A 26,247-nucleotide genomic window follows, 5' to 3' on the forward strand; every position below is an offset into this window, starting at 1 on the left:
CTGTAAGATTATGTACATTTTGTTGCGATTTTTTTAACTCATAGTATAATTAAAGGTTGTTAGTGTAAAAATGGATCGGATACTCTTAAGTAGGATGATGAGATAATGAAACGTGCACGCATAATATACAATCCGACTTCAGGACGGGAGATCTTTAAAAAGCATCTTGCCCAGGTCCTGCAAAAATTTGAACAAGCCGGCTATGAAACCTCTACCCATGCCACAACATGCGCAGGAGACGCAACGCACGCCGCCAAGGAAGCGGCATTGCGTGAGTTTGACTTGATTGTTGCAGCGGGCGGAGACGGAACGATTAACGAGGTCGTTAACGGGCTTGCGCCTTTAGACAACCGTCCGACGCTCGGTGTGATTCCTGTCGGCACAACAAACGACTTTGCCAGAGCGCTCAATATTCCGCGCGAAGATGTTTTAAAAGCGGCAAATACGGTCATTAACGGAGCTACCCGCCCGATTGATATCGGACAGGTCAACGGCCAGTATTTTATCAATATCGCCGGAGGAGGCCGCCTGACGGAGCTGACGTACGACGTGCCAAGCAAACTCAAAACGATGCTCGGCCAGCTTGCTTATTATTTAAAGGGAATGGAAATGCTGCCTTCACTTCGACCGACAGAAGTCGAGATTGAATATGACGGCAAGCTGTTTCAAGGTGAAATCATGCTGTTTTTGGTCACGCTGACAAATTCCGTCGGCGGGTTCGAAAAGCTCGCACCGGATTCCAGCCTGAATGACGGCATGTTTGATTTGATGATACTAAAGAAAGCAAACCTTGCTGAATTTATCAGAGTCGCGACGATGGCGCTCCGCGGCGAACACATCAACGACCAGCACATTATTTATACAAAAGCGAACCGCGTGAAAGTCAATGTATCAGAAAAGATGCAGCTGAACCTGGACGGCGAATACGGCGGCATGCTGCCGGGCGAATTCGTGAATCTGTACCGACACATTCACGTCATCATGCCGGAAGAGAAAGCGGAACAGCTGGATGACTAAAAACTTGGCTTGAATAGGCCAAGTTTTTCTTTCGCTTAAAACTAGAGGTGATTATAGATGAAAATGAAACCCCCAGTAGAAAAAAACGAATACTACGACGTGACATTTGAGGATTTGACCCACGAAGGAGCGGGCGTCGCAAAGGTGCAGGGCTTCCCGATCTTCGTGCCAAACGCCCTGCCGGAAGAAAAAGCCCAAATCAAAGTGACACGCGTCAAAAAAGGCTTTGCTTTCGGCCGCCTGATCGAGATGAAGGAAGAAAGCCCGCACAGAATGGATGCTCCTTGCCCGATCTACAAGCAATGCGGCGGCTGCCAGCTTCAGCACATGACCTACGAAGGCCAGCTCTTGTTTAAACAGAAACAAGTCAAAGACGTCTTAGAACGCATCGGCAAGCTGGACCTGTCAAACGTCACCGTGCACCCGACACTCGGAATGGAAGACCCCTGGAACTACAGAAACAAAGCACAGGTCCCTGTAGGAGAACGGGAAGGCGGACTCGTCGCCGGATTCTATCAGCAAAGAAGCCATGACATTATAGACATGAGCGCCTGCCTGATCCAGCAATCCAAAAACGACGAAGCCGTTCAAGCCGTCAAAGACATTTGCGCCAAATACGGTGTCAAAGCGTACAACGAAGAACGCCACAAAGGCTGGCTCCGCCACATCATGGTCAGATACGGTGTCGTTACAGGCGAAATGATGATCGTCTTCATTACAAGAACGAACGACTTCCCGCACAAAGCGAAGATCATCGAAGACATCACAGCGCGATTCCCGCACGTCAAATCTATCGTGCAAAACATCAACCCAAACAAAACAAACGTCATCTTTGGCAACGAAACAAACGTCATCTGGGGCGAAGAATACATCTACGACCTTATTGGAGACGTCAAATTCGCCATCTCCGCCAGATCGTTCTATCAGGTCAATCCGGAGCAAACCAAAGTGCTCTACGACAAAGCGCTTGAGTACGCGGAGCTGCAAGGCGAAGAAACCGTCATCGATGCCTACTGCGGCATCGGAACGATTTCTCTCTTCCTGGCAAAGCAGGCGAAAAAAGTGTACGGCGTAGAAATTGTACCGGAGGCAATTGAGGATGCCAAACGCAACGCCGAGCTCAACGGCATCACAAACGCAGAGTTCGCGGTCGGTGAAGCGGAAACCGTGATTCCAAAGTGGTATGAAGAAGGCATCACGGCCGATACACTAGTCGTCGACCCGCCAAGAAAAGGCTGCGACGAAGCCCTCCTGCGGACGATTGTGGAGATGAAACCGAAGCGGGTGGTGTACGTGTCCTGTAATCCTGGCACGCTTGCAAGGGATTTGCGGGTGCTTGAGGATGGAGGGTATCAGACGCTCGAAGTGCAGCCTGTGGATATGTTTCCGCATACGAATCATGTGGAGTGTGTGGCGAAGCTTATATTGAAATAAAGTGTCTTCTTTAGAGGACACTTTCTTTTTTTATAAATTATTAAAAAATGAATGAAGTGAAGTATTGCTTTTTTTAATGATAAAAATATAAAACTAGCTTATTTGAATGTGGTAAAATTAACAAATAAGTTTAACCAAAAATATTTTAGTGTTAAATATCATATAAATTCAAATGTTACACTTTTAAAAAGATAGTAAAAATGAAAAGGTGAAAGAAATGATAGTTTATGAAGCTACAAAAGAAGATTTTCTAAGTGATGTGTTTGACGATAAATTGGTGACGAATATCTGTAAAAACTACAATGATAAAATTGGCAGAATAAATGAGAGAGAGGTTAGATCTTGGGATAACTCTATGCAGTACATGTATAGGGTATTAAGTGATAGAGAAATTCCTAAGGACGCAGGAATTGCTATTGAGTTCAAAATACCCCATACTTCAAAGCGTATTGATTTTCTTATATCTGGATCAGATAAGGATGATCGTTCATCTGTTGTGATTGTAGAACTTAAACAATGGGAGAAAGTAGAGAAAATAGATGGTAAAGAGGCTATCGTTAAAACGTTTATAAATCAAGGTTTACGTGAGACAACTCACCCCTCTTATCAAGCTTGGTCTTATGCTGCATTAATTAAAGACTATAATGAAAATGCTCAGAAAGAAGATATTAATCTATATCCTTGTGCATACTTACATAACTACTTGAATCAGGGTACAGATGATCCGTTAATTGATTCAATATATGATTATTATATAAAAGAAGCACCTGTTTTTATCAAAGGTGATTCAGGTAAGCTTCGTGATTTCATTAAAAAGTATGTTAAGTATGGAGACAACAAAGAAATTCTATATACAATAGATAAAGGCAGAATAAGGCCTTCAAAGTCTCTTCAAGATTTGTTAAACAGTATGCTTCAAGGTAATCAAGAGTTTATGATGATTGATGATCAAAAAGTTGTTTATGAGGCTGCTTTACATTTGGCAAATGAAGCGTTACGTACAAACACAAAACAAGTCTTAGTTGTTGAAGGCGGCCCTGGTACAGGAAAGTCTGTTCTAGCAATAAATTTATTAGTAGAAGCAACAAATCGAAGTCTGGTTGCACAATATGTAACAAAAAATGCAGCTCCCAGAAATATATATGCTACTAAGTTAAAACAAAATTTTCGAAAGGGGCACATTGATAATTTATTTACAGGATCGGGCAGTTATGTTAATGCTCCATCAGATGAATTTGATGTTCTGATTGTTGATGAATCGCATCGATTAAATGAAAAATCAGGGTTATTTAATAACCTTGGGGAAAATCAAATTAAGGAAATAATAAATGCTTCCAAGCTTTCTGTTTTTTTTATAGATGAACGTCAAAGAGTGACGCTAAAGGATATTGGGAGCATTGATACAATTCATAAATTCTCAAAAGAATTAGGTGCCAAGATTACAAATATGAAACTGGATTCACAGTTTCGTTGCAATGGTTCAGACGGTTATATAAGCTGGTTAGATGATGTTCTACAAATTCGGGAAACTGCGAATTCTAATTATATTGGAACGAACTATGATTTTCGTATATATAAAAATCCAAATGAACTGCGTAAAGAGATAGAAAAGCTGAATAAAGTTAATAATAAATCTCGAATAGTTGCTGGTTACTGTTGGAATTGGGTGAAGGAAGGAAAAGCTAAAACAGAATTCCATGATATCGAGATTCCTGAATATCAATTCGGAATGAGTTGGAATTTAAATAACTCTGACACGTGGGCAATTGATGAAGATTCTGTTAATGAGATAGGTTGTATACACACATGCCAAGGTTTGGAATTTGACTATGTAGGTGTAATTATAGGTGATGATCTAGTATGCAGGGATGGAGTAGTATTGACCGATCATTCAAAGCGGGCAAAAACAGATACCTCCTTACGTGGTTTGAAGAAAATGTTAAAGCAAAATTCAGATAAAGCTGAGAAGCTTGCAGACGAAATTATTCGCAACACATACAGAACATTGATGACTCGGGGACAGAAAGGCTGTTTTATTTATTGCATAGACAAAGAACTGGAAAATTACTTTTTAAAGAGAATGAAACAGATGCAAATGAATTATAAAGAGAATGAGTTTTTTAAGACTTCATCAGTTGCTGAAGAAAAAGCACAATACAAGTATTAAATAACATGATGCTATTAAAACAGACGCAGCCAAAAGCTGCGTCTTGTTTTTAACCAAGCGTGCCGTTTTCTGCAATCGTCATTTCCTTGTCAAAGATGGCTTTGTCTGCTAGGGAGTTCGTTGAATCGTTTGCAGCTTTGCTTGTCATGTTTCTGGATGCCACATTTACTTCATTTCCTAAGGAAGAACTGATAAAGCTTACACCGATTAAAGCAATTACAGCGCACAAAGTCAGTTTAAATTTCATACAAACAATCCCCTCTCTGAATTTGTTTGCGGGCGTGAACCATCTTTTTGAAACAGATAACAGAATCATCCATCTGCCCAATATCAGTATAAAACTTTGCGGCTAATAATGCCAACTCTTCCATATAAGGATATCCTTGGGATGTCTCTAATTTGTTAAAAACATTTAATAAAATGGACGCTTCTCCTTGTTTGATAAACAGCGCCTGCAATCCTTCAAACATAATTTTAAATAGGTCATCGTCGAATTTACATGCGAAGCGTACGCCTTTTCTGAAACAATCCATTGCTTGGCCTTGTTTATTTTGAAGAAAATAAATTAAGGCTAAATCGTGGTAAGCTTGTGTTAAGTTGTCGAAATTTGATTTTTTAAATTGGAGTATCGATTTCTCCATGTATTTTGCTGCTTTCGTCAATTCACCCATCTTAAGATAACAATTTCCGATATTGAATAAAGCTTGGCCGTAAATTCGCTTGTTTTTGCTTTCAAGCAGCCGTGCGCCTTTTAGTGCCTGTTCGAGGTGAGGGAGCGCCTTTTCATGACTTTCTAGGTCATCGTAGTTTCCTGCGATCACAAAATGGCATTGTATGCGGCGGACTGAGTAAAGGTCGTGCGTTTTATAGATGTTATACGCCTGAGAAGAATAGTGCATGGATACGTGGGTTTGTTTCATATGATAAAACACTTCAGCCATTTTAAAATAAAATTCCGCCCGCTCAATTTCATCCGAAATATAAGGTATTGTGTTTTCCGCTTTTTGATAGAATGTAATGGCAGTCAAGAAATTGCCTTGTTTGAATTCATACATTCCTTGAAAAAAGTAATAGTAGTGTTCAACGAGTTTCTCCATCTTCCTGTTGCTGCCTTCAATTCTCTTTAAATATTCTGATAACTTCATTTGGTTTCCTTCAGATGGAATCACATAGTCGATCATAAGCTGATGACGAAATGCAATGAGCTGATAGTAAATCAAGAGGTCTTGGTCTTCTTCCATGATGTCAATGTCCCGTTCGATCTCAGCTTTAAGCATTTCAGCATCTGTTACATTAAACTTTTGAATATGCCGATTCCACTCATTAATTTTCATCCCAACGTGCGGAGACGAAATCATGCCCAAACTTCTCACCCTTCCTCTTCTCACTAATTATGTAAATTTTATCAATACTGAAATTTAATAGGAAGGGGTTGAGAGACCGCAAAATAAATTTTCGGTGCAGTCCGCAAAAGGGAGTTTGGGTGTTTCGCGTTATATTTGGTTTTGTGAAGGTTAGTGAATTCTCAATATGTGAATTTTGGATTTCGGTTATTATGATTGAGTCATTACATAAATTAACTGGCATCAACACATAAACGATGTTTACCGCAATGAAGGCACTTAAAAAGATATCCTTGCAAAGTTCCGTTGTTTACTAACCAGCTTTTGAATTCCTCTCTTGTCATATGATAGTCATTGCATATGCTGTTAATATCGTTATCTAACTCATCTTCTAAATGGCTGATTTCTTTCCATCCAACATATTGCACAATGGCACAAAAATCTCCGCAATGACTCAGCCAATATTCTTGCTGCCAGCCGAAGTAACCCGGTGTTCTATGTATTAGTTCATCGATGAATGTTTCATTTTCCACTTCATCACAGCGGCCCGGATCTTGGAATTCACCATCATACAATTTGGCGGCTGATCCGTCAGAAATGCACCATGGACAAATTCCTTCTACATCATCTATTGAATAGAAAGGACCTTCATATACGTATTCACGTTCTTGCTTACATACAGGGCAGGTTGTCTTTTCTTTACTAATTACATTTAATGCAACTGGGTTTGGATTGTATTTAAACGTTGGAAGTGACATGGTATATCCTCCTAATGTTCACTTTTAGACTGTATGTACTGTTCTAAAAAAGTTTTTACCGACTCTCTCTTAGGGTGGGTTCCCAAGTGTTCATAAACCCAAATTGCTTTCCGCTGAGAGATTGTGTATTGAGATTGTAAAACATCCTCATAATCGTATTCTATTGAGAATTTTCCGTTTATCTCTAACTGAAGTGTCAAGTTCGTCCAGACATCCTGGTTATTTTCTTTGAACTCATCTCGTAATTCCTCAAATGAGTCATGTAATTGTAATAATAATTCATCATAAACGTCCTCACTAACATGAAAATGTTCAGGAATATTATGAGAATAGATATAATCCTCACTTTGCGGAGGATTGAAATAAAAGAAAACTTCAGAAGAATCGTCGAGTATTTCTGCATAAAGAATGACTTTTTCCCATTCAGAAGGAAGGAATGATTTCGTTAATGCCTTCTGCTATCTGTTGATATAATTCACCCATTTTTTCTGTTTCCATGCATACCTCCACTTTTCAAGAGCTATATCAAATTTATATATTTAGGTATCTAATTAAAGATTCTTGATCTTCCTCGTCTTCAGGCAAGATACCAAGAGTTTTGTACTCTCATAATGCAATTCTTTGATACCCATCTAACTCAGATGCCAAAATATCGTCATCATTATAGTCTAGTTGGAATTGACCATTGCTCTCCAATGTCAATGTAATGTGAGTCCAAACCTGATCAATATCATTTTTATACTCAACTCTTAATTCCTCAAAAATTTCACGGATTTCCCTTAATAAAGTTTTGAAGATATCTTTACTTACGTTGTATTGGGCAGGTATATCTTGTGAATAAATAATTTGATTATTTTCTGGTGTCTTGAAGTGAAAGAGAACCATAGTAGAGTCATCTAATACTTCTGCATAAAGATAAATTATTGTCCATTCACAAGGTATGATGTCATTTAATTTCTGGCTAATAAGCTGGTACAAATCTAGCATTTTTTTAGTTTCCAATCTTTTCACCTTCAATCGCCGAGAAATCTTAGTTATCAAAAATAGCCCAGCAGTGAAGGCTGAGCTATTTTTGATTATTGTAAAATAGATTATTCTTCTTCCGAATTGAGATAGCGTTCCAAGAACTCCCTGTTTTTCTTACCAGTAGGAACCAAACCTAAATGTTTATATTCCCAAACTACTTGACGTTGAGTACCGTTTAGTTCTGAAGCAATAACATCATCATAATCATAGTCAATTGAAAACTTTCCGGTATGCTCTAGCTTGAGTGTAAGGTTAGTCCACACATCTGAGTTATTCGCTTTCCATTCATCTCTTAGTTCATCAAATAAATCTTGTAGTTCGATTAACAAGTCATCATAAATTTGTTCACTTACTTGATAATGTTCCGGAATGTCATGTGAATAAATGAATACTTCACTATTTTTTGTATTAAAGAAAAAGTATACTTCTCTAGAGTCATCTAAAATCTCTGCGTATAGAGCAACTTTATTCCATTCTTCTGGAATCATTTCATTAATTTGTTCTGCTATTTTTTGATATAATTGGCCCATTTTTTCTGTCTCCATAATATCAACCTCCTGCTTGGTTTCTTATTGTCATATTTTTATATCTGCCATCACCAACTTTATACTTTACTTTAAATAAAGTTGGTCTCAATGAATCGCCTTGATAAACATTTTCTATTTGCACACTAACTGTTTCGGGAGGTTCTTCTTTAAGAGCTTTTGCCCACTCCTGCTCCATCTCATACCATTTCCCGCCGCTCCTATTAATCTGAGAATTCATCGGCACGATATTGTCAAACTGGCCTGAGCCTTTGAATTGGGTGGCGATTAAATGCCCGCCATCATCGTCGGGATTTCGGTCTTGGGGCTTTCCAGCGTTTGATTGCGCATATTGATTTCGTTTTGCTTCTCCCAGCTGCAGGTCTGCTTTGACACTTGTAATTCTACCATAGTTGTCTGTGGTGTACGTGTAGCCTTCTTTTGTTTTATAAACGACATTCGGCTTTAGCACTTTCTTTCTGCTCCATTTTGCGTAATGCTCGCCGTATTTGACGGTTACCGGCGGTACATGTGGCGCTGGTGTTCGTCTTCCGCTTGCTGAGATTCCGTACGGTTTCGGCAGGATGACTTTGGCGAATTTCTGCAGTCCCTCTTTAAGTGTGACCCCGTTGACTGCGTTGTAAGGTACGCCTGCTGGCACTAAGTCGTGACGGGGATGATAGGGGAGAATATCCGCAAGTGTGAGATCTCCGATTTGATTTAATTTGGTTTTGACGTGTTTTTTTGATATTTCAATGCCTGTGTTTATTTTTTGTTTGATGTGATCAATGGTTTGTTTTGAGACTGTTATGGCTTTTTGAGCTTTTGCTGATTTGCTTGCTGCTGTTTTGACTTTGGTCGTCACTTTGGCAGCTGTGCCTGTTTTAGAGACGGCGCCAACGCCTTTTGTGCCGACAACTGATGTGACAACAGTGCCAACCGCATATGACACCCATCTTGCTCTTGAGTAGGTGTCGCCATTCACCATGTCTTTTTGGTACGATTCTTCGATTGCTGCTGAAATGGCTTCATACGTTTTGATCGGGTGAGCCACCGCTCCTGTAATGGCTTCAACGGTTCCGCCAGGATCTGTGACCATATCCCACAAGCCTACGACCGCATCCTTTCCAGAATCATAAAGGCCGACGGCAACCCCTTTGAAGCCTGCTTCAAGCTCACGCGTGTTTTCAATTTGGGTGAAGTATCTTTGCTGTTCTGCTGTCAGATTTTCATAGCCGATCGTTTTTGCCATTGAGTAGAATTCATCAGCATCCGCATAATCGTAGTTTTTCAGTCTTTCTTTCAGTTTTTCAATCTCGCGTTCCTTCTCTTCCTCTTTCTTAATCTTCAAGTAAGCATCCGTCCGCTTTTCAATGTCGCCTTTTTTCTTATGTATGTCACTCTCACGGTACGCCTTGGCGTTGTAGTGGATAGGTGTGGCGTTTTTGCCTTTGCCTGTTGCTTCTTGGAGCTTTTGGAAGTCGGACTTGATGGATTGTTCGTTTGGTTCTGACAGGGCGTATTCTGTCTTCAGGTCTTCGTCCAAGGCGTCCAATTTTCCCAGTGTTTTTTTGCGTTTGTCGTTGGCATCGGCCAGCTCGTCTTTGAAGGTTTCTGTTGAAAACAGGTCGAGCGGGAGGATGTCGTCGATATCGTTTAAGATGTCTTTCATCGCTTTTTTCTGTTCGGACATGATGGACTTCGATTTTTTGTGGGCGTTTGCCAGTTCGTGCTCTAGAAAGGATTCTTCGATGTATGCGTCAGAGAGGCCTTTGTCCTCGACGGCTCCGGCGATGCTGTTGAAAAATGCGATTTTCATGTCGATATAGTCGATCCATTGGTCGGTGGCGCCGACGTGGTCGTGGTAGAAGGCTTTGATGTTGCTGGCGCCTTTTCCTGAGAATTCGCTGTCACTTAGATCAGCGACGCTTTTTAACGCTTTTCTCAAGTTCACCATTTGCGTTCTTAGTTCTTTGTACTCTTTTGCACGATCTGTCGCTTCCGAAAGCAGTGTTTTCGCTTCAAATACTTTCATGACCATTTCCCTTCTTTTGTTCGCTCGATATCAAAATTTTACCACGGAGCGGGATGAGAGCGGCTGTCGGAACTTGATTTTTGAGAAAAATGAGACTTTTGATCCGTGTCTTTGTGCGTGGATTCTATTTCATATGGTAAACTTTTTGTAGCGAAGAAGTGTTAGCATAGTTAGATTGAGTAAAGGAGCAGCCCTATGTATCTCTATAAAGTAAACAATCAAAACCAAATCGAAGATATTCGTGAGAAACCGTTTAAAAAAGAAAAAGAGATTCAGGATTTATGTGAAGCCAATCTTCAGCAGATGTTGGGTCTCAGGTTTGTGAAATCCGAATTCAAGATCAGCAATTTCCGCATTGATACGTTGGCGTTTGATGATGAGACGAACGCTTTTGTGATTATCGAGTATAAAAATACGAAGAACTTTAGTGTTGTCGACCAGGGGTATGCTTATTTAGCGGCGATGCTTAATCATAAAGCTGATTTTATTCTTGAATACAATGAGAATCATGATCGTCCGTTAAAGCGGGATGATGTGGACTGGTCGCAGTCGAAGGTCATTTTTATTTCCCCTGTTTTTACGGTGTATCAAAAGCAATCCATCCATTTTAAAGATCTGCCAATTGAATTGTGGGAGATGAAAAGATACGAAAATGATCTGATTCATATGAACCAAATGAAAGCGGATGGCGTATCCGAGTCGATTAAAACCATTTCGCGGCAAAGTGAGACCATTCAAGAGGTCAGTAAAGAAATTAAAGTGTTTTCTGAAGAGGATCACCTTGCAGATAAGCCGTTTGACACCACAGAGCTTTATCAGCAGCTAAAGGAGTTCATTTTAAATTTGGACGATCATATTTCAATCAAACCGACGAAGATTTATATCGCATTTACGTCAAATAAGCGGAACTTCGTGGATATTTCTCTTTTAAAAAGCGGACTTAAGGTGTGGGTGAATATGAAAAAGGGAGAATTGCACGATCCGGAAAAGAGAATGCGCGATGTCTCTGAGACCGGCCACTGGGGAAATGGCGACTATGAAATTTGTATAAAGGACGACGAAAACATTGAATATATCATGGGATTGATCAAGCAATCCTATGAGAAAAATAAGTGAGGGCTTCCGTTGAGGAGTTCTTTTTTTATGGGTTTTAACCGAGACTTAGAGGGGCCTTATGCCGCAACGTATTTGTGTTGCGGTCATAGCCCTTTTTGTTGATAAGAGGGTCATGTTTTACAGGCAGGGGGAATGGATATGGTATTAATGAAATCATTCTTGAGGAGGTTTACGAATGGCATATGAACAATATCAATCATTAGTTGAGACGCTGCACGACTGCATGGTGGCATGCAACCATTGCTATGACGCCTGTTTAAAAGAAGAAAATGAAAATATGATGGCGGATTGCATTCGGCTGGATCGGGAATGTGCTGATATTTGTGCGTATGTAGCGCAATCGATCGTAAGAGGCACGCTGTTTGTTTCCGAGCTGACACAGGCTTGCGCGGCGATTTGCGAGGCTTGCGGAAATGAATGCAAAAAGCATGACAAAGAGCATTGTCAGGATTGTGCTGAAGCTTGTTTTTCCTGTGCCGAGGCTTGTAAACAGGCAGTTTAATATTGAGTCAAAAAAGGGCTTGAAACAGTGACTGTTTCAAGCCCTTTTTTTATTCAGATGGAGAATCCTCTTTTTTATCAATATACAGAGTGCCGTCTGTTTGAACTTCTGCGTAAAATACTTCTTTAGGGTGTTGGATGCCGGATTCTTTTAGCAGGTCCATCAGCCATTGTTTGTTCAGATTCAATTTTTTCAGGTTGTCTTCTCTCACTTTCCCATCGGCTATGACTGAAGCGGGATGGGAAACCTTCGCATTTTCTCCTTGAACGTTCATATCCTTTTTCGTCACGTTTTGTTTTGCTTCCTTTTTCAGGACGGATAGACTGCCGTCCGTTTCAAAAATGGCATAATCGACATCGGCTAAGGAAAATATATTTTTTTTGCGCAGTAAGGTTTGTAAAGCATCGAGATCAAGACGGACGCTTCTTAACTGCTTATCCATTATTTTACCTTTTCTTATTAAGATGACTGGCTGCCCTTCAACCGCATACCGAATAGCAGGGAACTTAATATCCAGAAATCCGACGATGATTGTAAAAACGGTCCAGGCAAACAGGGCGATTAACCCATTTCTGATGCTGAGGGTGGAGTCAATGGCAAGCGATGCTCCAATGGTTCCAATGGAAATGGCTGAAACAAAGTTGAAAAAGGTCAGCTGGGCGATTTCTTTTCTGCCCATCAGTCTTGTTAACACCAACAAGGTGATAAAAGCGATGATAAGCCTAATGATCAGTTGAGGAATAGGCATTGGCGGGAGCTCCTTTTATATAGATTCGATTCATATGTCTTTTATTTTCATCATTCTTGGGGAAAACAATGCACCATTTTTTCAATCGTTCATAGCCTATACAGACAATAAAGGAGGGATGTTCATATGAAACTTCCTGCCGCAGATCTGGGGATAATGGCAGAGCATTTGAGCACCCATGAAGGTGTGATTTCTAAGCTGAAAGCATACGGATCTGCTGTTCGGCATCGCGATTTGAGGGATTTGCTCCACCTGCATGCGAATCTGTTAAGAACTCATGTTACAGCGATGTTGGCGCTGATCAATCCGGATCAAACGAGTGAGGTGCATTTGCCTGAAATGCCGCACGTTCATTTTCACCAGCATTCAGGGGCTCTTTCGGCCGCTGAAAAAGATATCGCTCTTGAGGCTAGGTCGACCGCAAAACTCATGGGAAGCGATAATTTTAATTCTGCATTAATGATGAAACATCCTAACGTGAGGAATATTCATCTTCAAATGTCTTTCCAAGATGCCGCGCTGCAAATACTGTATACCCGTCTGATCAGAAGAGGAAATGGTGAATTTGTTCCGATGGCCAGTGAACAAATGCAGCGGCTGACACTGCAACGCTATCAGCATGTCGGGAATGAGTGAACCGTAGGTGAAAGCTTTTCCAAACAATCAAATGGAAAGGCTTTTTTGAGTGAAAGATACATAAAAAGGGAACCCCGAATAATGAATTTTATTTCAGGAGGTGCTTTTGCTTGGACATGCTTCAGAAAGAAATTCAGGTTGGGGAGCACAGATTATTTTACCGGACTGCAGGTGTCGGCAGCAAAACGATTTTGCTGTTACATGGAATTCCGACAAACTCTTTTTTGTGGATGAATGTGATTCCGCAGCTGGCAAAGCAGTACACTGTTATTGCGCCTGATATGCTTGGGTACGGACTTTCAGGCAGGGCGGCAAAAGAAGAGCTGCCCCTCCCGATGCAGGCGCAGTACATGATATCACTGCTAGATATGCTTGGCATTCAGAAAGTAAACGTTGTCGGGCATGATCTGGGCGGAGGAGTCGCTCAAATATTAGCTGTCCAGTATCCGGATCGGGTAGAGAGTTTTGTTGTCATTGATGGCGTGACCTTCAGCAACTGGCCGCTGCCTAAAGTTGTATCGCTGCGGTATCCGACAGCGCCAGAGTTTGAGCCGTCTCCATATTTCATTGAGCGGATGATCAGGGAAGGGGTCTTTCATCAACAGATGGTTACACCCGAGATTCTTCAAGCATTTATCGCGCCGTTTGGCCATGAAAACGGACCAAGGGAATTACAGGAAGCTTCCCTCGCGCTTGAACATCATCAAACAGAAGATGTGGTTCCCGGGCTTCAGAGAGTGCGCGTACCGGCCACGTTTTTGTATGGGCAATATGATCGGTACCTTCCTCCATACTGGGGGTTCAAGCTGCAGGAAACGGTCCCGAATTCCACGTTTAAAGTGCTTCCGGAATGCAGCCATTATTCCATGCTGGACAATCCTTTATTGGTGTCTCAAGAGATTGGGGCCCATATGAATCAAATGAATGGATAACACGTAATGCCTGATAGATTCTGATATGATTTCTCTGTCAGGCATTTAGTGTTTTGGGAAAAACGAATTGACAGGATGAAAAAACAATTTCTTCCTTTTGTCTTGTTTTCAAATTTTTGGATTGATAAAATATGACATATCTTACATAGAGGGAGGGAAGCCGTTGAGTCAAGCCATACCATCTTCGCATGTTGGTGTTAAGATTAATGAATGGTACAAGATGATTCGTCAATTTAGTGTTCCGGATGCTGAGATTCTCAAAGCGGAGGTGGAGCAGGACATTCAGCAGATGGAAGAGGATCAGGATTTGCTGATCTATTATTCTCTCATGTGTTTTCGGCACCAGCTGATGCTGGATTATTTGGAGCCGGGACAAACATACGGGAATCGCCCTACAGTGACAGAGCTTCGGAAAACGATTGAGACTCCTCAGAAAAAACTCACAGGCCTTTTGAAATACTACTCTTTGTTTTTCCGCGGCATGTATGAATTTGATCAGAAAGAATATGTGGAAGCGATCGGGTTTTATCGCGAGGCGGAGAACGAGCTGCCGTTTGTGTCAGATGAAATCGAGAAAGCGGAATTCCATTTTAAAGTGGCGGAAGCGTATTACCATATGAAGCAAACCCATGTGTCGATGCATCATATCCTTCAAGCTTTAGACATTTATCAAAAACATCCTCTATACAGTGTTAGAACCATACAAAGCTTATTTGTGATCGCCGGCAACTATGATGACTTCAAGCATTATGACAGAGCGCTCCCGCATTTAGAAGCGGCGCTGGGATTAGCAACGGACATCCAAAACGACCGGTTTATCGCCATTTCTTTGTTGAACATCGCGAACAGCTATGACAGGTCAGGAAACTATCATATGGCGATAGAACACTATCAAAAAGCGGCGAAAGTAAGCAGAAAAACGGTACCTGATCTGCTTCCGAAAGTCTTGTTAGGTTTAAGCTGGACACGATGTAAAGCTGGCCGGATACAAGAGGCGTTTCAGTCAATAGAAGAAGGATTAGCACAAATCACAACATATCCGCAACTGACGTCTTATAAATTCTATAAAGAATTATATACGTTCTTGCAGGCCGTGTACAAAGAGGCTGTTGATGAAAGCAAAATTCATGATCTTTTAAACTATTTTGAAAAAAAGAACCTGCACGCTTACATTGAAGCATGTGCCCGAAGTGCTGCCGCTGTTTTTGAGAGCCGCTGTCATTTTGAACACGCTGCCGCGTTTTATCGAAAAGTGCTGAAAGCGCAAGAAGATATTCAAAAAGGAGAGTGTTTATATGCTTATTAAGAAAAAAGTGATGATGTGCCTTGCTGTTACCCTGATTTGCGGAAGTATCTCGGTTCCTTTCCTGACAAAGTCCGGCGATTTTAAGGAATCCACGGATCGAAACACGACGTATATCGATCATTCCCCTCAAAATAGTATTGCTGATCAGGAGAAGAAAGCCCTTAGCTAGGGCTTTTTTCTTGCTTTACGGAAGAAGTTCATCCTTTTACACCGCGGCATTCCTTCTATTTCTAACGCAAGACACTCGAAACAACCAAACCATTTGAGGTATAATGGATAAAGTGAATAACAATATGTAGATAGATATATATGAAAGAGAGTGGAGCATCATGGGCCGTAAGTGGAACAATATTAAAGAGAAGAAGGCGTCTAAAGACGCGAATACGAGCCGGATTTATGCCAAGTTTGGCCGTGAGATTTATGTGGCGGCGAAGCAGGGCGATCCTGATCCGGAATCCAATCAGGCGCTGAAGGTTGTGCTTGAGCGCGCGAAGACGTACAGCGTGCCGAAAAATATTATTGAGCGTGCGATTGAGAAAGCGAAGGGCGGAGCGGAAGAGAATTTCGATGAGCTTCGTTATGAGGGCTTCGGACCGAACGGATCAATGATCATCGTTGATGCGCTGACGAATAATGTAAACCGTACGGCGCCGGAAGTGCGTGCGGCGTTCGGGAAAAACGGCGGAAATATGGGTGTAAGCGGATCTGTCGCTTACATGTTTGACGCGACAGCAGTTATCGGTGTGGATGGCAAAACAGCTGATGAAGCGCTTGAAATTCTGATGGAAGCGGATGTTGATGTCCGTGATATTTTGGAAGAGGATGACAGTGCCATCGTGTATGCCGAGCCTGATCAATTCCATGCGGTGCAGGAGGCGTTTAAAAACGCGGGCGTTGAGGAATTTACTGTTGCCGAGCTGACGATGCTTGCGCAAAGTGAAGTGACGCTTCCGGATGATGCGAAGGAACAATTTGAAAAATTGATTGATGTATTAGAGGATTTGGAAGATGTTCAGCAGGTGTACCACAACGTTGATTTAGGTGAATGAGAAATGAGCAGGCTGTGATGGCCTGCTTTTTTCTTGTCCCCTGAATTTGTATGAGCTGTATATGGGCGGCCGCCTATACGATCTGTAAGGTATTCTCATATTCTGGACTGTAACCTATGTGAAGGAGAGAGTGAATATGACTGATACTGATACAAGACAGATCTATGGCGGACCTGGTTTTGGTGTTTCTCCAGGCTATGGTATCGGCCGTCCGGGGGTTAACATGTACGGAGGACTAGGCTACCCGGGCTACGGCATGCAAAGCGGAGGCTACCCGGGCTACGGCATGCAAAGCGGAGGCTACCCGGGCTACGGCATGCAAGACGGAGGCTACCCGGGTTACGGCATGCAAAGCGGGGGCTATCCGGGCTACGGCATGCAAGACGGAGGCTACCCGGGCTACGGCATGCAAGGCGGAGGCTACCCGGGCTACGGCATGCAAGGCGGAGGCTACCCGGGCTACGGCATGCAAAGCGGAGGCTACCCGGGCTACGGCATGCAAAGCGGAGGCTACCCGAGCTATGGCATGTACCATGAGAATGATGGGAATCCACATCATCAAGAGGATAATCCCCATCATCATGAAGGAAAAGATAATCACCACCATATGGGCCACTGGGGAAAAGACGGCTATAAATAAAGATGATGTAAAAAGGGACACTCTTGCAGACCAAGGGTGTTTTTTATCTTTTAATTGAAATGAAAAAGCTCAGCCGCGTTTTCGGTCATAATCATACCTCCTGCCTCATACCTATTAAGGTCATTGTATTTAAGAAAGGAGGAGCGGGAATGAAGGATATGCAGCCGTTTACGCCTGTTAAATCATACACGCCCTTTCACAGCCGTTTTGATCCCTGTCCGCCCATAGGGAAGAAATATTACAGAACGCCGCCTAATCTCTATATGACCTTTCAGCCTGAGCATATGGAGCAGTTTTCGCCGATGGAGGCTTTAAGGAAAGGCACCCTTTGGAAGGATCTCTATGATTTTTATGAAAACCCTTATCGAGGGGGAGACGCCCATGGCAAAAAAGGTTGATGCCGAGTATTACCGTCAGCTTGAGCAAATTCAAGCCGCGGATTTTGTGCTTGTTGAGCTGAGCCTTTATTTAGATACACATCCTCACGATGAAGACGCGCTGAAGCAATTCAATCAATATTCCGGCTATTCAAGGCACTTAAAAAGAAAGTTCGAATCCTCTTACGGACCGCTTTTGCAGTACGGCAACAGCCCCGCGGGCGAGGATTGGGATTGGAATCAAGGGCCTTGGCCGTGGCAAGTATAAGGAGGAATGCCTGAATGTGGGTGTATGAAAAGAAGCTGCAATACCCTGTTAAGGTCAGTACGTGCAATCCGACGCTGGCGAAATATTTGATTGAGCAGTATGGCGGAGCGGACGGCGAGCTGGCCGCGGCTCTCCGTTATTTGAACCAGCGGTATACGATTCCTGATAAAGTCATCGGCCTTTTAACGGATATCGGCACGGAGGAGTTTGCCCATTTGGAAATGATCGCGACCATGGTGTATAAACTGACGAAAGATGCGACACCGGAGCAGCTGCGTGAAGCGGGACTTGGCGAACATTACGTGAATCATGACAGCGCGCTGTTTTATCATAATGCGGCGGGTGTGCCGTTTACAGCGACTTATATTCAGGCGAAGGGCGATCCAATTGCCGATTTATACGAAGACATTGCGGCAGAAGAAAAAGCGCGGGCTACGTATCAATGGCTGATAGATATCTCCGATGATCCTGATTTGAATGATTCCCTGCGTTTTTTGCGTGAGCGTGAAATTGTGCATTCCATGCGCTTCAGAGAAGCGGTTGAAATTTTAAAAGAAGAGCGGGATAAAAAGAAGTTTTTCTAACGGGCAGCCGGGCCTCTCTTTCATGCACCCCTTTTACATACAGAGAAAATGTCTGTTTTTGCTGGAAGGTCTGCATTATAATCAAGGTGTGTGCAAGCTTACTTTTGGATTGGGAGGCCTTTATGTCATCTTTTAAGATTACGAATGAAACACTAGCTGATGGAATTTGTGCGTGTCCGGCCGTGTATGAGGATGCAGAGTCGATTACTGGACTGCTTGTCCGAACAGCTGAATGGCTCCGGGACCGGGGCTCTAACCAATGGAGCGGACTGCTGGAAGGGCAAGATACACACGATATCATGGGTTCAATTGAAAATGGACATGTGTTTGTGTTTAAAAAAGGTGAAGAGCTTGCGGCTGTCGTGATGCTGCTGCCGGAAGCGAGCGAGTGGGATCAGACGCTTTGGGGAGACGATGGGCATGAGGCGTCCATTTATTTGCATCGTCTGGCGGTCAGCCGCCGGTTTGCGGGACAAGGACTTGGGGCGCGCGTTCTTCATTGGGCGGAGACGGCTATTGACTATCCGGGGAAAACACGGATTCGGCTTGACTGTGTCGCTGATAATGACGCCTTACACTCGTTTTATCGGCGTATGGGATATGAGTTCATGGGTGCTGATGCATCCGGTTATCATTTATTTGAGAAAGAGCTTGCGGCAGAATAAGCGTCCTTTACAGGAGGCTTTTTTGTCTTTTTCTAAAAAGGGGGGACATGGGATGTGGTCACTTGTTTTTGTGATAGGGATCGTAACCGCTTGTCTGTTCGCTAGCGTATCCGTTTTTGTACGGGGGAAGCTTCCTGACAAAAGGTGGCCGGAATGGATATTGGCCGGGCTGATTGTCCTTTGTGTGCTTGCGATCTGGTACAGCCTCGTGTATGTACGCGGCTGGGAGGGGGCTGCGCTCGGCATGCTTGGATTTCAGGTCATTTGCGGAGCTATTGCTGGATATTTGATCGAAAAGGCCATTCGGCGATACAGGAAAAGATAAGGGCGTCTGCTGTCTCAAAAGATGTCGAATTTTTCACGAGGCGGCAGGAATTTTCTTTCGAAAAGAGAAATACATATTACTTTAAAATGAAAGCGTTTTCCGAATCAGGAAGGTGATGTTAATGATACACAGTGTGACGAATGGGCTGAATCGTTTTTGTACGTGGGTGATGAGACTGGCCTATTTGAATGTGCTTTGGATTTTGTTTTCTCTTGCAGGTCTGGTTGTGTTTGGGCTGATGCCCGCTACTGCCGCGATGTTTTCAGTGGCGAGAGAATGGGCGAAGGGGAACACGGATGCACCGGTGTTTTCTGTCTTTTTTCGGGCGTTTCAAAAGGAGTGGAGGGCAGCGCAGCTCCTCGGGCTCATGCTTGTGACGGCCGGCCTGTTTCTGTTTGCGGATATGCGGATAGCGGCTCAGATGAATCAGCCTTTGCTCGTCAATGTGTTCCTGAGCATCAGCTTTATTTTCGCGTTTGTTGTGCTGTACGTGTTTCCGGTGTTTTCTCATTTTGATGTGAAAATCAGGGAAGTGCTGAGCATCAGTTTTTTGATTGCCTTCAGCCGTCCGGCGGTGACGCTCATGATGGCGGCGGGCGCTGTCGGTGTGTTGTTTCTCGTGTTTTTTCACGTTGTGTTTCTGCTGTTTTTCAGCGGGAGTTTACTTAGCCTGATCTTAACGAAGCTATCCTTTAAAGCGTTTCGGTCAATGGATCAGCGTCAGGAGAAAGAAAAGGCGGCATGAAAAAAAGAGTCGCGGGCTGGTACAGACGGATGAAGATTAAGGATAAGCTGTTTGTGTTTCTATCTTTGATTATGGCCGTGTCCTTTCTGTTTGTATACAGCGGGGTGCAGTACGCCTTTCATGTGTATGATGAGCAGATTTACCGCAAGTCGTCGGAGGTGCTGCGGATGTCTTCTGAAAGGATCGAAGACGAGCTGAAAAAGATAGAGGATGTGTCATATGAAATCATTACGAACGAACAGATTCAGCGCATCCTGATGACGCAAAATCGTGATGATACGTACGATCAGTATCAAATGAAGCAGGAGCTGTGGGATCAGCTGGCGGAATATGCCGGCGATGAAAAGTACATCGATTCCATTCATTTGATTGACGCCCGCGGCTCAGAGTATTCAGCCGGAAGCAGTTCCTCAGATCTTTTGAAGCAGCAGCAGAAAGAGGTGTTTACACGAGCCAAAGCGAAAAATGGAAGAAATCTTTGGATGACGCTCGGCGGTTCAGATCCTGTCCTGATTTCAGCGCGGCAGATCAGATCCTATCACCAGCTGAGTTTGAACGGTTTGGGCATGGTGCTGATCCAAGTCAATGTGAAACAGATGATTCGTGATTTGCCGAAGGATTGGGGCGATGCGGTCGGAGACATCATGATCGCCGACCAAGGCGGGAATTTGGTGTACTCGGCACATGCTTCGGTGTTGGCGTCCGAGGCGGCAAAGGAGACGCTGAAGCACCCTGGTTATGACCTGATAAAAAAGAATGGCAAACGTTACTTTATTTCTTTCCTTCAATCATCCTATCAAAATTGGAGCTACTATAACGTCATCCCCTTTGATCAGATGTTCGAAAAAATTTCCTTTATGAAAACGGTGATCGGTACGTGTTTTCTCCTGTTTTTCTGTGCGGTTTTGCTTTTCGGAAGAAAAATCGCCAACAGTATCACGGAGCCGATCGAGCAGCTTGTGTCCGCGATGAAATCGGTGCAGGACGGCGGCATTGAGGCTGGGGTATCGCTTTCTCTGCCGGAACATACACAGGATGAAGCCGGCATGCTGAACCGCCATTTTACGGTCATGATGAAACGGATTAACGAGCTTATGGAAGAAAATGTGGAAAAGCAGCTCATCATTAAAGAAACCGAATTGAAGGCACTTCAAGCCCAGATCAACCCGCACTTTTTATATAATACGCTCGAGTCCATCAATTGGCTGGCAAAGGCGAATCAGCAAAAGCAAATTTCAAAAATGGTGGAATCGCTCGGCTTTCTGCTGCGAAACAGCATTCATATGAAAAAAGATACAGTGACCATTCAGGAGGAGGCGGACATCGTTCTTCACTATATGACCATTCAGCGGTTTCGATTTGAAGAGCGCCTGAATTTTACTTTGGATATCGACGAAGAAGTAAAGCATTGCCTTATTCCGAAACTGACGCTTCAGCCGCTGGTCGAAAATGCGATTCAATACGCGCTTGAGCCCTTCACCAGGCCGTGCGCCATCCGCCTTCAGGCGAAAAAAATGAAGAACTGTGCCTGTATTACGGTCGAAGATAACGGTCCCGGCATGGATGAACAGATTCTCGAAACATCGGGCGGAAGAGGAATCGGGCTTTGGAATATTCGTGAACGCATCAAGCTGACATTCGGAGAGCCGTACGGCTTGCGCATTCATAGTGAGCAAGACAAGGGAACGAGGATTGTGATCACAATACCGTGCCGAAATGAGGTGGCGTGATGTATAAGATACTGCTGGCTGATGATGAGAGGATTATTCTTGACGGAATGGCGGGAATCATTGAGTGGGAGGCGCTTGGCGCTTCATTGATCGGCAAAGCGCAGAACGGGAATGAAGCGTATGACAAGATCTTAAGCAAGCAGCCGCATATTGTCATTACAGACGTGAAAATGCCCGGTATGGACGGGCTTGAGCTGATTAAGAAGGTGTCAGCCGTCAGTCCGTCGGTTCAATTTATCGTCTTATCCGGGTTTGGAGAGTTTGAGTACGCGAAGGAAGCCATGAAATACGGGGTAAAGCATTATTTGCTGAAGCCCTGCAATGAACAGCAGATTATCAGCTCGCTGGAGGAGATCATGGCCGAGCTGAAGCAGTTCGATGTGCGGAAAAAGAGAACCGCTCATCTGAAGCATGAGCTCGATCATATCCGTTCCTTTGCCGCAGATCAATACTTGGAGGGCTTGATCGCCGGTGTAGCCCAGCTGTCACCGCTGCCTTCACTTGCCGGAACAAAGGTCCGCCTACTGATTTTAAAAGGGGAACAACCTGTTGATGCCGGGGTCAGAGAGACATTCGGTTCGGCGCTGACAGCGGTTTGCAGCAGCGGAGAATGGACGGTGCTCGCCGTGGAGGAAAACGCCGCTGAAAAGGCGGCGGACGTTTTCGGGGACGATCGGATGGCAATCAGCCAGGCGGGGGAACTCCGGCACGCGGGGCAGCTGTTTCGGGACACCGTCGAAACGTCTGGTGACCTGCACGGGAGCGCAGTGATTTCGAAAATGATCAGGCTTGTTGCCGATGAGCTCGGAAATCCGAATCTGTCCTTAAAATGGGCGGCGAAGGATATGCTGTTTATGAATCCTGATTATCTGGGGAAATTATTTAAACAGGAAACAGGCGAGAAATTTTCTCAATACGTGACGCGAGTGCGTCTTGAGCATGCGATGAAGCAGATGAAAATCAGGCGGGACGCGAGTGTCTCAGAAATCGCGGAAGAAATCGGGTTTGGCGATAATCCGAAGTATTTCAGTCTCGTCTTTAAAAAATATACCGGTCTGACACCGTCAGAATTCAGAAAAAAACAGGGAGGCGCATCCGCAGGATAGCCATCTCTGTTTTTTTTACTTTCCTCACTGTTTTTTGAGTGTTTCGCCCTATCTGAACGCTTTAAAATAAAATGTAAGCACTTACATTAAAGGGGGGATTGGTTTGAAGAAGATTTGTTACGTGCTGCTTTCGCTTGTCTGCGTCTTTTTTTTTAGCGGATGTTCCGCGGGTGAAGAGGCATCAGGGAAAAAAGAAGACATTACGCTCAGAATCGCATGGTGGGGCGGGCAGCCAAGGCATGATTATACAACGAAGGTAATTGAACTTTACGAAAAAAAGAATCCGCATGTCCATATTGATGCCGAATTTGCGAACTGGGATGACTACTGGAAAAAGCTCGCGCCGATGTCTGCCGCCGGCCAGCTTCCCGATGTCATTCAAATGGATACCGCTTATTTGGCACAATACGGCAAGAAGAACCAGCTGGAAGATTTAACGCCGTATACAAAGGATGGAACGATTGATGTCAGTTCAATCGACGAGAATATGCTGTCGGGCGGAAAAATTGACAATAAGCTTTATGGGTTTACGCTGGGCGTCAACGTGCTGTCTGTGATTGCCAATGATGATTTGCTGAAGAAAGCCGGTGTGTCCGTCAATCAGGAAAACTGGACGTGGGAGGATTACGAGAAGCTGGCGTATGATCTTCACGAACAAGCCGGCGTCTACGGCTCCAACGGCATGCATCCGCCTGATATTTTTTTCCCTTATTATTTGCGCACGAAGGGTGAGCGTTTTTATAAAGAAGACGGCACAGGCCTCGCGTATCAGGATGATCAGCTGTTTGTCGATTATTTTGAACGGCAGCTGAGGCTGGTGAAAGCGAAAACATCGCCAACACCCGATGAAAGCGCACAGATTAAAGGGATGGAGGACGACTTTATCGTCAAAGGCAAGTCGGCGATTACGTGGAACTACTCCAATCAATATTTGGGTTTTGCCCAGCTGACAGACTCGCCGCTGTCTCTTTATCTGCCGCCGGAGCAAATGAAGGAAAAGGCGCTGACGCTGAAGCCGAGTATGCTGTTTTCGATTCCGAAAAGCTCTGAGCATAAAAAAGAGGCCGCGAAGTTTATTGATTTCTTCGTGAATAATGATGAAGCGAACCAGCTGATTAAAGGCGAGCGGGGAGTGCCGGTATCCGACAAAGTGGCGGATGCGATTAAACCAGAGCTGAATGAGGAAGAAGCCAATATCGTTGAATATGTAGAAACCGCTTCAAAACACATCAGCAAAGCCGATCCGCCGGAGCCTGTGGGAAGCGCAGAGGTCATCAAGCTGCTGAAGGATACGTCTGATCAGATTCTGTTTCAGAAGGTATCGCCGGAAAAAGCCGCCAAAACGTTCCGGAAGCAGGCCAATGAAATTTTAGAGAGGAATAATTGACGGGAAATGGGGCTGACGCAATGAAAAAAAGCCGGAGTATGAGAAAAGACAATCTGGCGGGATATGCTTTTATTTCTCCGTTTATTATCGGGTTCCTTTGTTTTACGGTGATTCCGATGGGAGCGTCCCTGTTTCTGTCCTTCACAAGTTATGACTTGTTTACGGCGCCGAAATGGATCGGGCTCAATAACTACAAGGAAATGTTTACGGGTGACGAAAAGTATTGGCAGTCGCTGAAGGTGACGTTTACGTATGTGCTTGCCGGGGTGCCGCTCCGCCTCGGCTTCGCGCTTTTTATCGCTGTCATTTTAAACAATGCATCAAAAGGAACGGCCATTTACAGAACGCTCTTTTATCTGCCTTCGATCATCGGCGGAAGCGTGGCCGTGGCGATTATGTGGCGCAATATTTTTGGCAATGACGGGGTCATCAATGCGTTGCTGTTTTTTGTGGGGATTGATCAAAAAATTCTTTGGTATCAGGACCCGACAAGCGCGCTGTGGACACTGATTTTGCTGTCCGTCTGGCAGTTCGGGTCATCGATGCTGATTTTTCTGGCCGGCCTGAAAAACATTCCGTCTTCGTATTTGGAAGCGGCCAGTGTGGACGGGGCAAATTGGGTGCAGCGTTTCTTTCAAATTACGCTTCCGATTCTCACGCCGATTATCTTCTTTAATCTAGTGATGCAGACGATTTCTGCTTTTATGACGTTTACACCTGCCTATATCATTTCAAAGGGCGAGGGCGGGCCGCTTGACGGGACGCTTTTGTATTCGCTTTATTTGTTCCAGCGGGCGTTTAACTATTTTCAAATGGGCTACGCATCGGCGATGGCGTGGGTCATGCTGATCATTGTCGGGCTGATTACGCTGATTTTGTTTAAAACATCGGCCTATTGGGTTCATTACGAGTCAAAGGAGGAATGACGGATGGAGCCGGTCAACCAGCCTGTCAGAGAAGCCCCGGTTTTTGAGAGAAAAAAAGCCGGACGCTTCAGGCTCAAGCGCGTACTGTTCCATGTTTTTACGGCATCGCTGGCGGCGTTATTGCTGTACCCGGTCATTTGGCTGTTTGTCAGCTCGTTTAAGGAAAGCTCCAGTATTTTCACAACCTCTCATTCTCTCATTCCCGACCCTTTTATTCTCAGCAACTATGCGGAAGGATGGAAGGGCATTGCGGGGCAGCCGTTTCTGACCTTTATTAAAAACTCGGCGATCATTGTCGGGCTGTCCACAATCGGTGCCGTCCTGTCATCGGCTGTCATTGCATACGGATTTGCGCGCATCCCGTTTAAGGGAAAAGCGTTTTGGTTCGTCTGCATGATGGGGACGTTAATGCTGCCGCATGAAGTGCTGATGATTCCGCAGTATATTTTGTTTGCGAAATTAGGCTGGCTGAATTCTTTTAAACCGATTGTCATTCCGCCATTTTTCGGGCATGCGTTTTTTATTTTTCTGATGATCCAGTTTATCCGGACGATTCCCGAGGAGTTGGATGAAGCGGCGAGAATCGACGGATGCGGGCGCTTTGCCTGCTTTTGGCGGATTATTCTGCCGCTAATTGCCCCGGCGCTTGCGACGTCTGCGATTTTCTCCTTCTATTGGAAGTGGGAGGAGCTGATTCAGCCGCTTTTGTACTTGAATAAACCTGAGCTTTACCCTGTTTCACTCGCGCTGAAGCTTTTCCTCGATACGGAATCAGCTTCGAACTGGGGTGCGATGTTTGCCATGTCGGCTGTCTCGTTATTGCCTGTGATTCTTGTCTTCTTTTTGTTTCAGAAGTATATCGTTCAGGGCATTAGTACGACCGGATTAAAATAAAAAGGAG

The 26,247-nt window shown here is 44.1% G+C and carries 28 protein-coding genes and 2 pseudogenes; 22 read left to right on the plus strand and 8 right to left on the minus strand.

Annotated features, from left to right (window positions below):
• The first annotated feature begins 105 nt into the window (after positions 1 to 105).
• From ACY3LV_RS14080 to ACY3LV_RS14090, 3 genes are all read left to right on the plus strand, one after another.
• A complete protein-coding gene (locus ACY3LV_RS14080) occupies positions 106 to 1,017 on the plus strand; it encodes a diacylglycerol kinase (RefSeq protein WP_464863996.1) in 912 nt (303 codons plus the stop codon).
• A 57-nt stretch (positions 1,018 to 1,074) separates the two neighbouring features.
• Positions 1,075 to 2,451: a 23S rRNA (uracil(1939)-C(5))-methyltransferase RlmD gene (rlmD, locus tag ACY3LV_RS14085; RefSeq protein ID WP_464863997.1), complete on the plus strand. Its 1,377-nt coding sequence runs from the start codon at positions 1,075 to 1,077 to the stop codon at positions 2,449 to 2,451.
• A 217-nt stretch (positions 2,452 to 2,668) separates the two neighbouring features.
• Entirely contained in the window at positions 2,669 to 4,618 is a 1,950-nt protein-coding gene (locus ACY3LV_RS14090; protein ID WP_464863998.1) for a DNA/RNA helicase domain-containing protein, read from the plus strand.
• Between the two features lie 49 nt (positions 4,619 to 4,667).
• Here the strand turns inward: ACY3LV_RS14090 and ACY3LV_RS14095 are convergent, their stop codons facing one another.
• The 7 genes and pseudogenes from ACY3LV_RS14095 to ACY3LV_RS14125 form a co-directional block, all read right to left on the minus strand.
• Entirely contained in the window at positions 4,668 to 4,865 is a 198-nt protein-coding gene (locus tag ACY3LV_RS14095) for a hypothetical protein (RefSeq protein ID WP_003240078.1), read from the minus strand.
• On the minus strand, positions 4,855 to 5,976 hold the full coding sequence (locus tag ACY3LV_RS14100; protein WP_437124958.1) for a response regulator aspartate phosphatase: 1,122 nt from the start codon (positions 5,974 to 5,976) through the stop codon (positions 4,855 to 4,857). Before ACY3LV_RS14100 ends, ACY3LV_RS14095 begins: the two co-directional genes overlap by 11 nt.
• A gap of 218 nt (positions 5,977 to 6,194) precedes the next feature.
• Positions 6,195 to 6,719: a CbrC family protein gene (locus ACY3LV_RS14105; protein WP_087993974.1), complete on the minus strand. Its 525-nt coding sequence runs from the start codon at positions 6,717 to 6,719 to the stop codon at positions 6,195 to 6,197.
• An 11-nt stretch (positions 6,720 to 6,730) separates the two neighbouring features.
• A pseudogene (locus tag ACY3LV_RS14110) lies at positions 6,731 to 7,217 on the minus strand (antitoxin YezG family protein).
• Between the two features lie 33 nt (positions 7,218 to 7,250).
• Positions 7,251 to 7,721, minus strand: a pseudogene (locus ACY3LV_RS14115) (TIGR01741 family protein).
• Between the two features lie 89 nt (positions 7,722 to 7,810).
• Positions 7,811 to 8,290, minus strand: coding sequence for an antitoxin YezG family protein (locus ACY3LV_RS14120; RefSeq protein ID WP_087992465.1), 480 nt, complete (start codon positions 8,288 to 8,290; stop codon positions 7,811 to 7,813).
• Positions 8,291 to 8,294: 4 nt separating this feature from the next.
• Positions 8,295 to 10,304 (minus strand): T7SS effector LXG polymorphic toxin, encoded by a 2,010-nt coding sequence (locus ACY3LV_RS14125; protein WP_464863999.1) that lies wholly within the window; start codon positions 10,302 to 10,304, stop codon positions 8,295 to 8,297.
• Positions 10,305 to 10,499: 195 nt separating this feature from the next.
• On the opposite strand from ACY3LV_RS14125, the gene ACY3LV_RS14130 reads away from it, so the two are divergent.
• Together ACY3LV_RS14130 and ACY3LV_RS14135 are read left to right on the plus strand one after the other, a co-directional pair.
• Positions 10,500 to 11,420 (plus strand): DUF5655 domain-containing protein, encoded by a 921-nt coding sequence (locus ACY3LV_RS14130; protein WP_464864000.1) that lies wholly within the window; start codon positions 10,500 to 10,502, stop codon positions 11,418 to 11,420.
• A gap of 175 nt (positions 11,421 to 11,595) precedes the next feature.
• Positions 11,596 to 11,922, plus strand: coding sequence for a four-helix bundle copper-binding protein (locus ACY3LV_RS14135; protein WP_333561811.1), 327 nt, complete (start codon positions 11,596 to 11,598; stop codon positions 11,920 to 11,922).
• A 49-nt stretch (positions 11,923 to 11,971) separates the two neighbouring features.
• Here ACY3LV_RS14135 and ACY3LV_RS14140 read toward each other — a convergent pair whose 3' ends face one another.
• A complete protein-coding gene (locus tag ACY3LV_RS14140) occupies positions 11,972 to 12,670 on the minus strand; it encodes a YetF domain-containing protein (RefSeq protein WP_464864001.1) in 699 nt (232 codons plus the stop codon).
• A 126-nt stretch (positions 12,671 to 12,796) separates the two neighbouring features.
• Between ACY3LV_RS14140 and ACY3LV_RS14145 the strand changes: the two genes are divergently transcribed.
• From ACY3LV_RS14145 to ACY3LV_RS14225, 17 genes are all read left to right on the plus strand, one after another.
• A complete protein-coding gene (locus ACY3LV_RS14145; protein ID WP_464864002.1) occupies positions 12,797 to 13,306 on the plus strand; it encodes a hypothetical protein in 510 nt (169 codons plus the stop codon).
• A 116-nt stretch (positions 13,307 to 13,422) separates the two neighbouring features.
• On the plus strand, positions 13,423 to 14,238 hold the full coding sequence (locus ACY3LV_RS14150; protein WP_464864029.1) for an alpha/beta fold hydrolase: 816 nt from the start codon (positions 13,423 to 13,425) through the stop codon (positions 14,236 to 14,238).
• 163 nt (positions 14,239 to 14,401) lie between these two features.
• Positions 14,402 to 15,544 carry a response regulator aspartate phosphatase gene (locus ACY3LV_RS14155; protein WP_464864004.1) on the plus strand — a complete coding sequence of 381 codons (1,143 nt, stop codon included), beginning with the start codon at positions 14,402 to 14,404 and terminating at the stop codon, positions 15,542 to 15,544.
• Complete coding sequence (locus ACY3LV_RS14160; protein WP_148963535.1) at positions 15,534 to 15,713, plus strand: phosphatase RapH inhibitor; 180 nt, start codon at positions 15,534 to 15,536, stop codon at positions 15,711 to 15,713. Before ACY3LV_RS14155 ends, ACY3LV_RS14160 begins: the two co-directional genes overlap by 11 nt.
• Before the next feature lie 160 nt (positions 15,714 to 15,873).
• On the plus strand, positions 15,874 to 16,593 hold the full coding sequence (locus ACY3LV_RS14165) for a YebC/PmpR family DNA-binding transcriptional regulator (protein ID WP_464864006.1): 720 nt from the start codon (positions 15,874 to 15,876) through the stop codon (positions 16,591 to 16,593).
• Between the two features lie 136 nt (positions 16,594 to 16,729).
• Positions 16,730 to 17,233 carry a spore coat protein gene (locus ACY3LV_RS14170; protein WP_464864007.1) on the plus strand — a complete coding sequence of 168 codons (504 nt, stop codon included), beginning with the start codon at positions 16,730 to 16,732 and terminating at the stop codon, positions 17,231 to 17,233.
• Positions 17,234 to 17,382: 149 nt separating this feature from the next.
• Positions 17,383 to 17,631, plus strand: a complete 249-nt coding sequence (cotJA, locus tag ACY3LV_RS14175; RefSeq protein ID WP_003219489.1) for a spore coat-associated protein CotJA — start codon at positions 17,383 to 17,385, stop codon at positions 17,629 to 17,631.
• Entirely contained in the window at positions 17,615 to 17,878 is a 264-nt protein-coding gene (cotJB, locus tag ACY3LV_RS14180; RefSeq protein ID WP_010329138.1) for a spore coat protein CotJB, read from the plus strand. The genes cotJA and cotJB overlap by 17 nt, the downstream gene beginning before the upstream one ends.
• A 14-nt stretch (positions 17,879 to 17,892) precedes the next feature.
• Entirely contained in the window at positions 17,893 to 18,462 is a 570-nt protein-coding gene (gene cotJC / locus ACY3LV_RS14185) for a spore coat protein CotJC (RefSeq protein ID WP_087992477.1), read from the plus strand.
• A 122-nt stretch (positions 18,463 to 18,584) separates the two neighbouring features.
• Positions 18,585 to 19,127 carry a GNAT family N-acetyltransferase gene (locus ACY3LV_RS14190; protein ID WP_148963538.1) on the plus strand — a complete coding sequence of 181 codons (543 nt, stop codon included), beginning with the start codon at positions 18,585 to 18,587 and terminating at the stop codon, positions 19,125 to 19,127.
• A gap of 22 nt (positions 19,128 to 19,149) precedes the next feature.
• Positions 19,150 to 19,452, plus strand: coding sequence for a YesK-like family protein (locus tag ACY3LV_RS14195; RefSeq protein ID WP_333561817.1), 303 nt, complete (start codon positions 19,150 to 19,152; stop codon positions 19,450 to 19,452).
• A gap of 115 nt (positions 19,453 to 19,567) precedes the next feature.
• A complete protein-coding gene (locus tag ACY3LV_RS14200) occupies positions 19,568 to 20,197 on the plus strand; it encodes a YesL family protein (RefSeq protein ID WP_464864008.1) in 630 nt (209 codons plus the stop codon).
• Positions 20,194 to 21,927 (plus strand): cache domain-containing sensor histidine kinase, encoded by a 1,734-nt coding sequence (locus tag ACY3LV_RS14205; protein WP_464864009.1) that lies wholly within the window; start codon positions 20,194 to 20,196, stop codon positions 21,925 to 21,927. The genes ACY3LV_RS14200 and ACY3LV_RS14205 overlap by 4 nt, the downstream gene beginning before the upstream one ends.
• Positions 21,927 to 23,033 carry a response regulator transcription factor gene (locus ACY3LV_RS14210; RefSeq protein ID WP_464864010.1) on the plus strand — a complete coding sequence of 369 codons (1,107 nt, stop codon included), beginning with the start codon at positions 21,927 to 21,929 and terminating at the stop codon, positions 23,031 to 23,033. Before ACY3LV_RS14205 ends, ACY3LV_RS14210 begins: the two co-directional genes overlap by 1 nt.
• Positions 23,034 to 23,136: 103 nt before the next feature.
• Entirely contained in the window at positions 23,137 to 24,420 is a 1,284-nt protein-coding gene (locus ACY3LV_RS14215; RefSeq protein ID WP_148963543.1) for an ABC transporter substrate-binding protein, read from the plus strand.
• On the plus strand, positions 24,417 to 25,346 hold the full coding sequence (locus tag ACY3LV_RS14220) for a carbohydrate ABC transporter permease (protein ID WP_464864011.1): 930 nt from the start codon (positions 24,417 to 24,419) through the stop codon (positions 25,344 to 25,346). The genes ACY3LV_RS14215 and ACY3LV_RS14220 overlap by 4 nt, the downstream gene beginning before the upstream one ends.
• 3 nt (positions 25,347 to 25,349) lie before the next feature.
• Entirely contained in the window at positions 25,350 to 26,240 is an 891-nt protein-coding gene (locus ACY3LV_RS14225; RefSeq protein ID WP_464864012.1) for a carbohydrate ABC transporter permease, read from the plus strand.
• The last annotated feature ends 7 nt before the right edge of the window (positions 26,241 to 26,247 follow it).

It is taken from the genome of Bacillus sp. 11C (assembly GCF_055486375.1).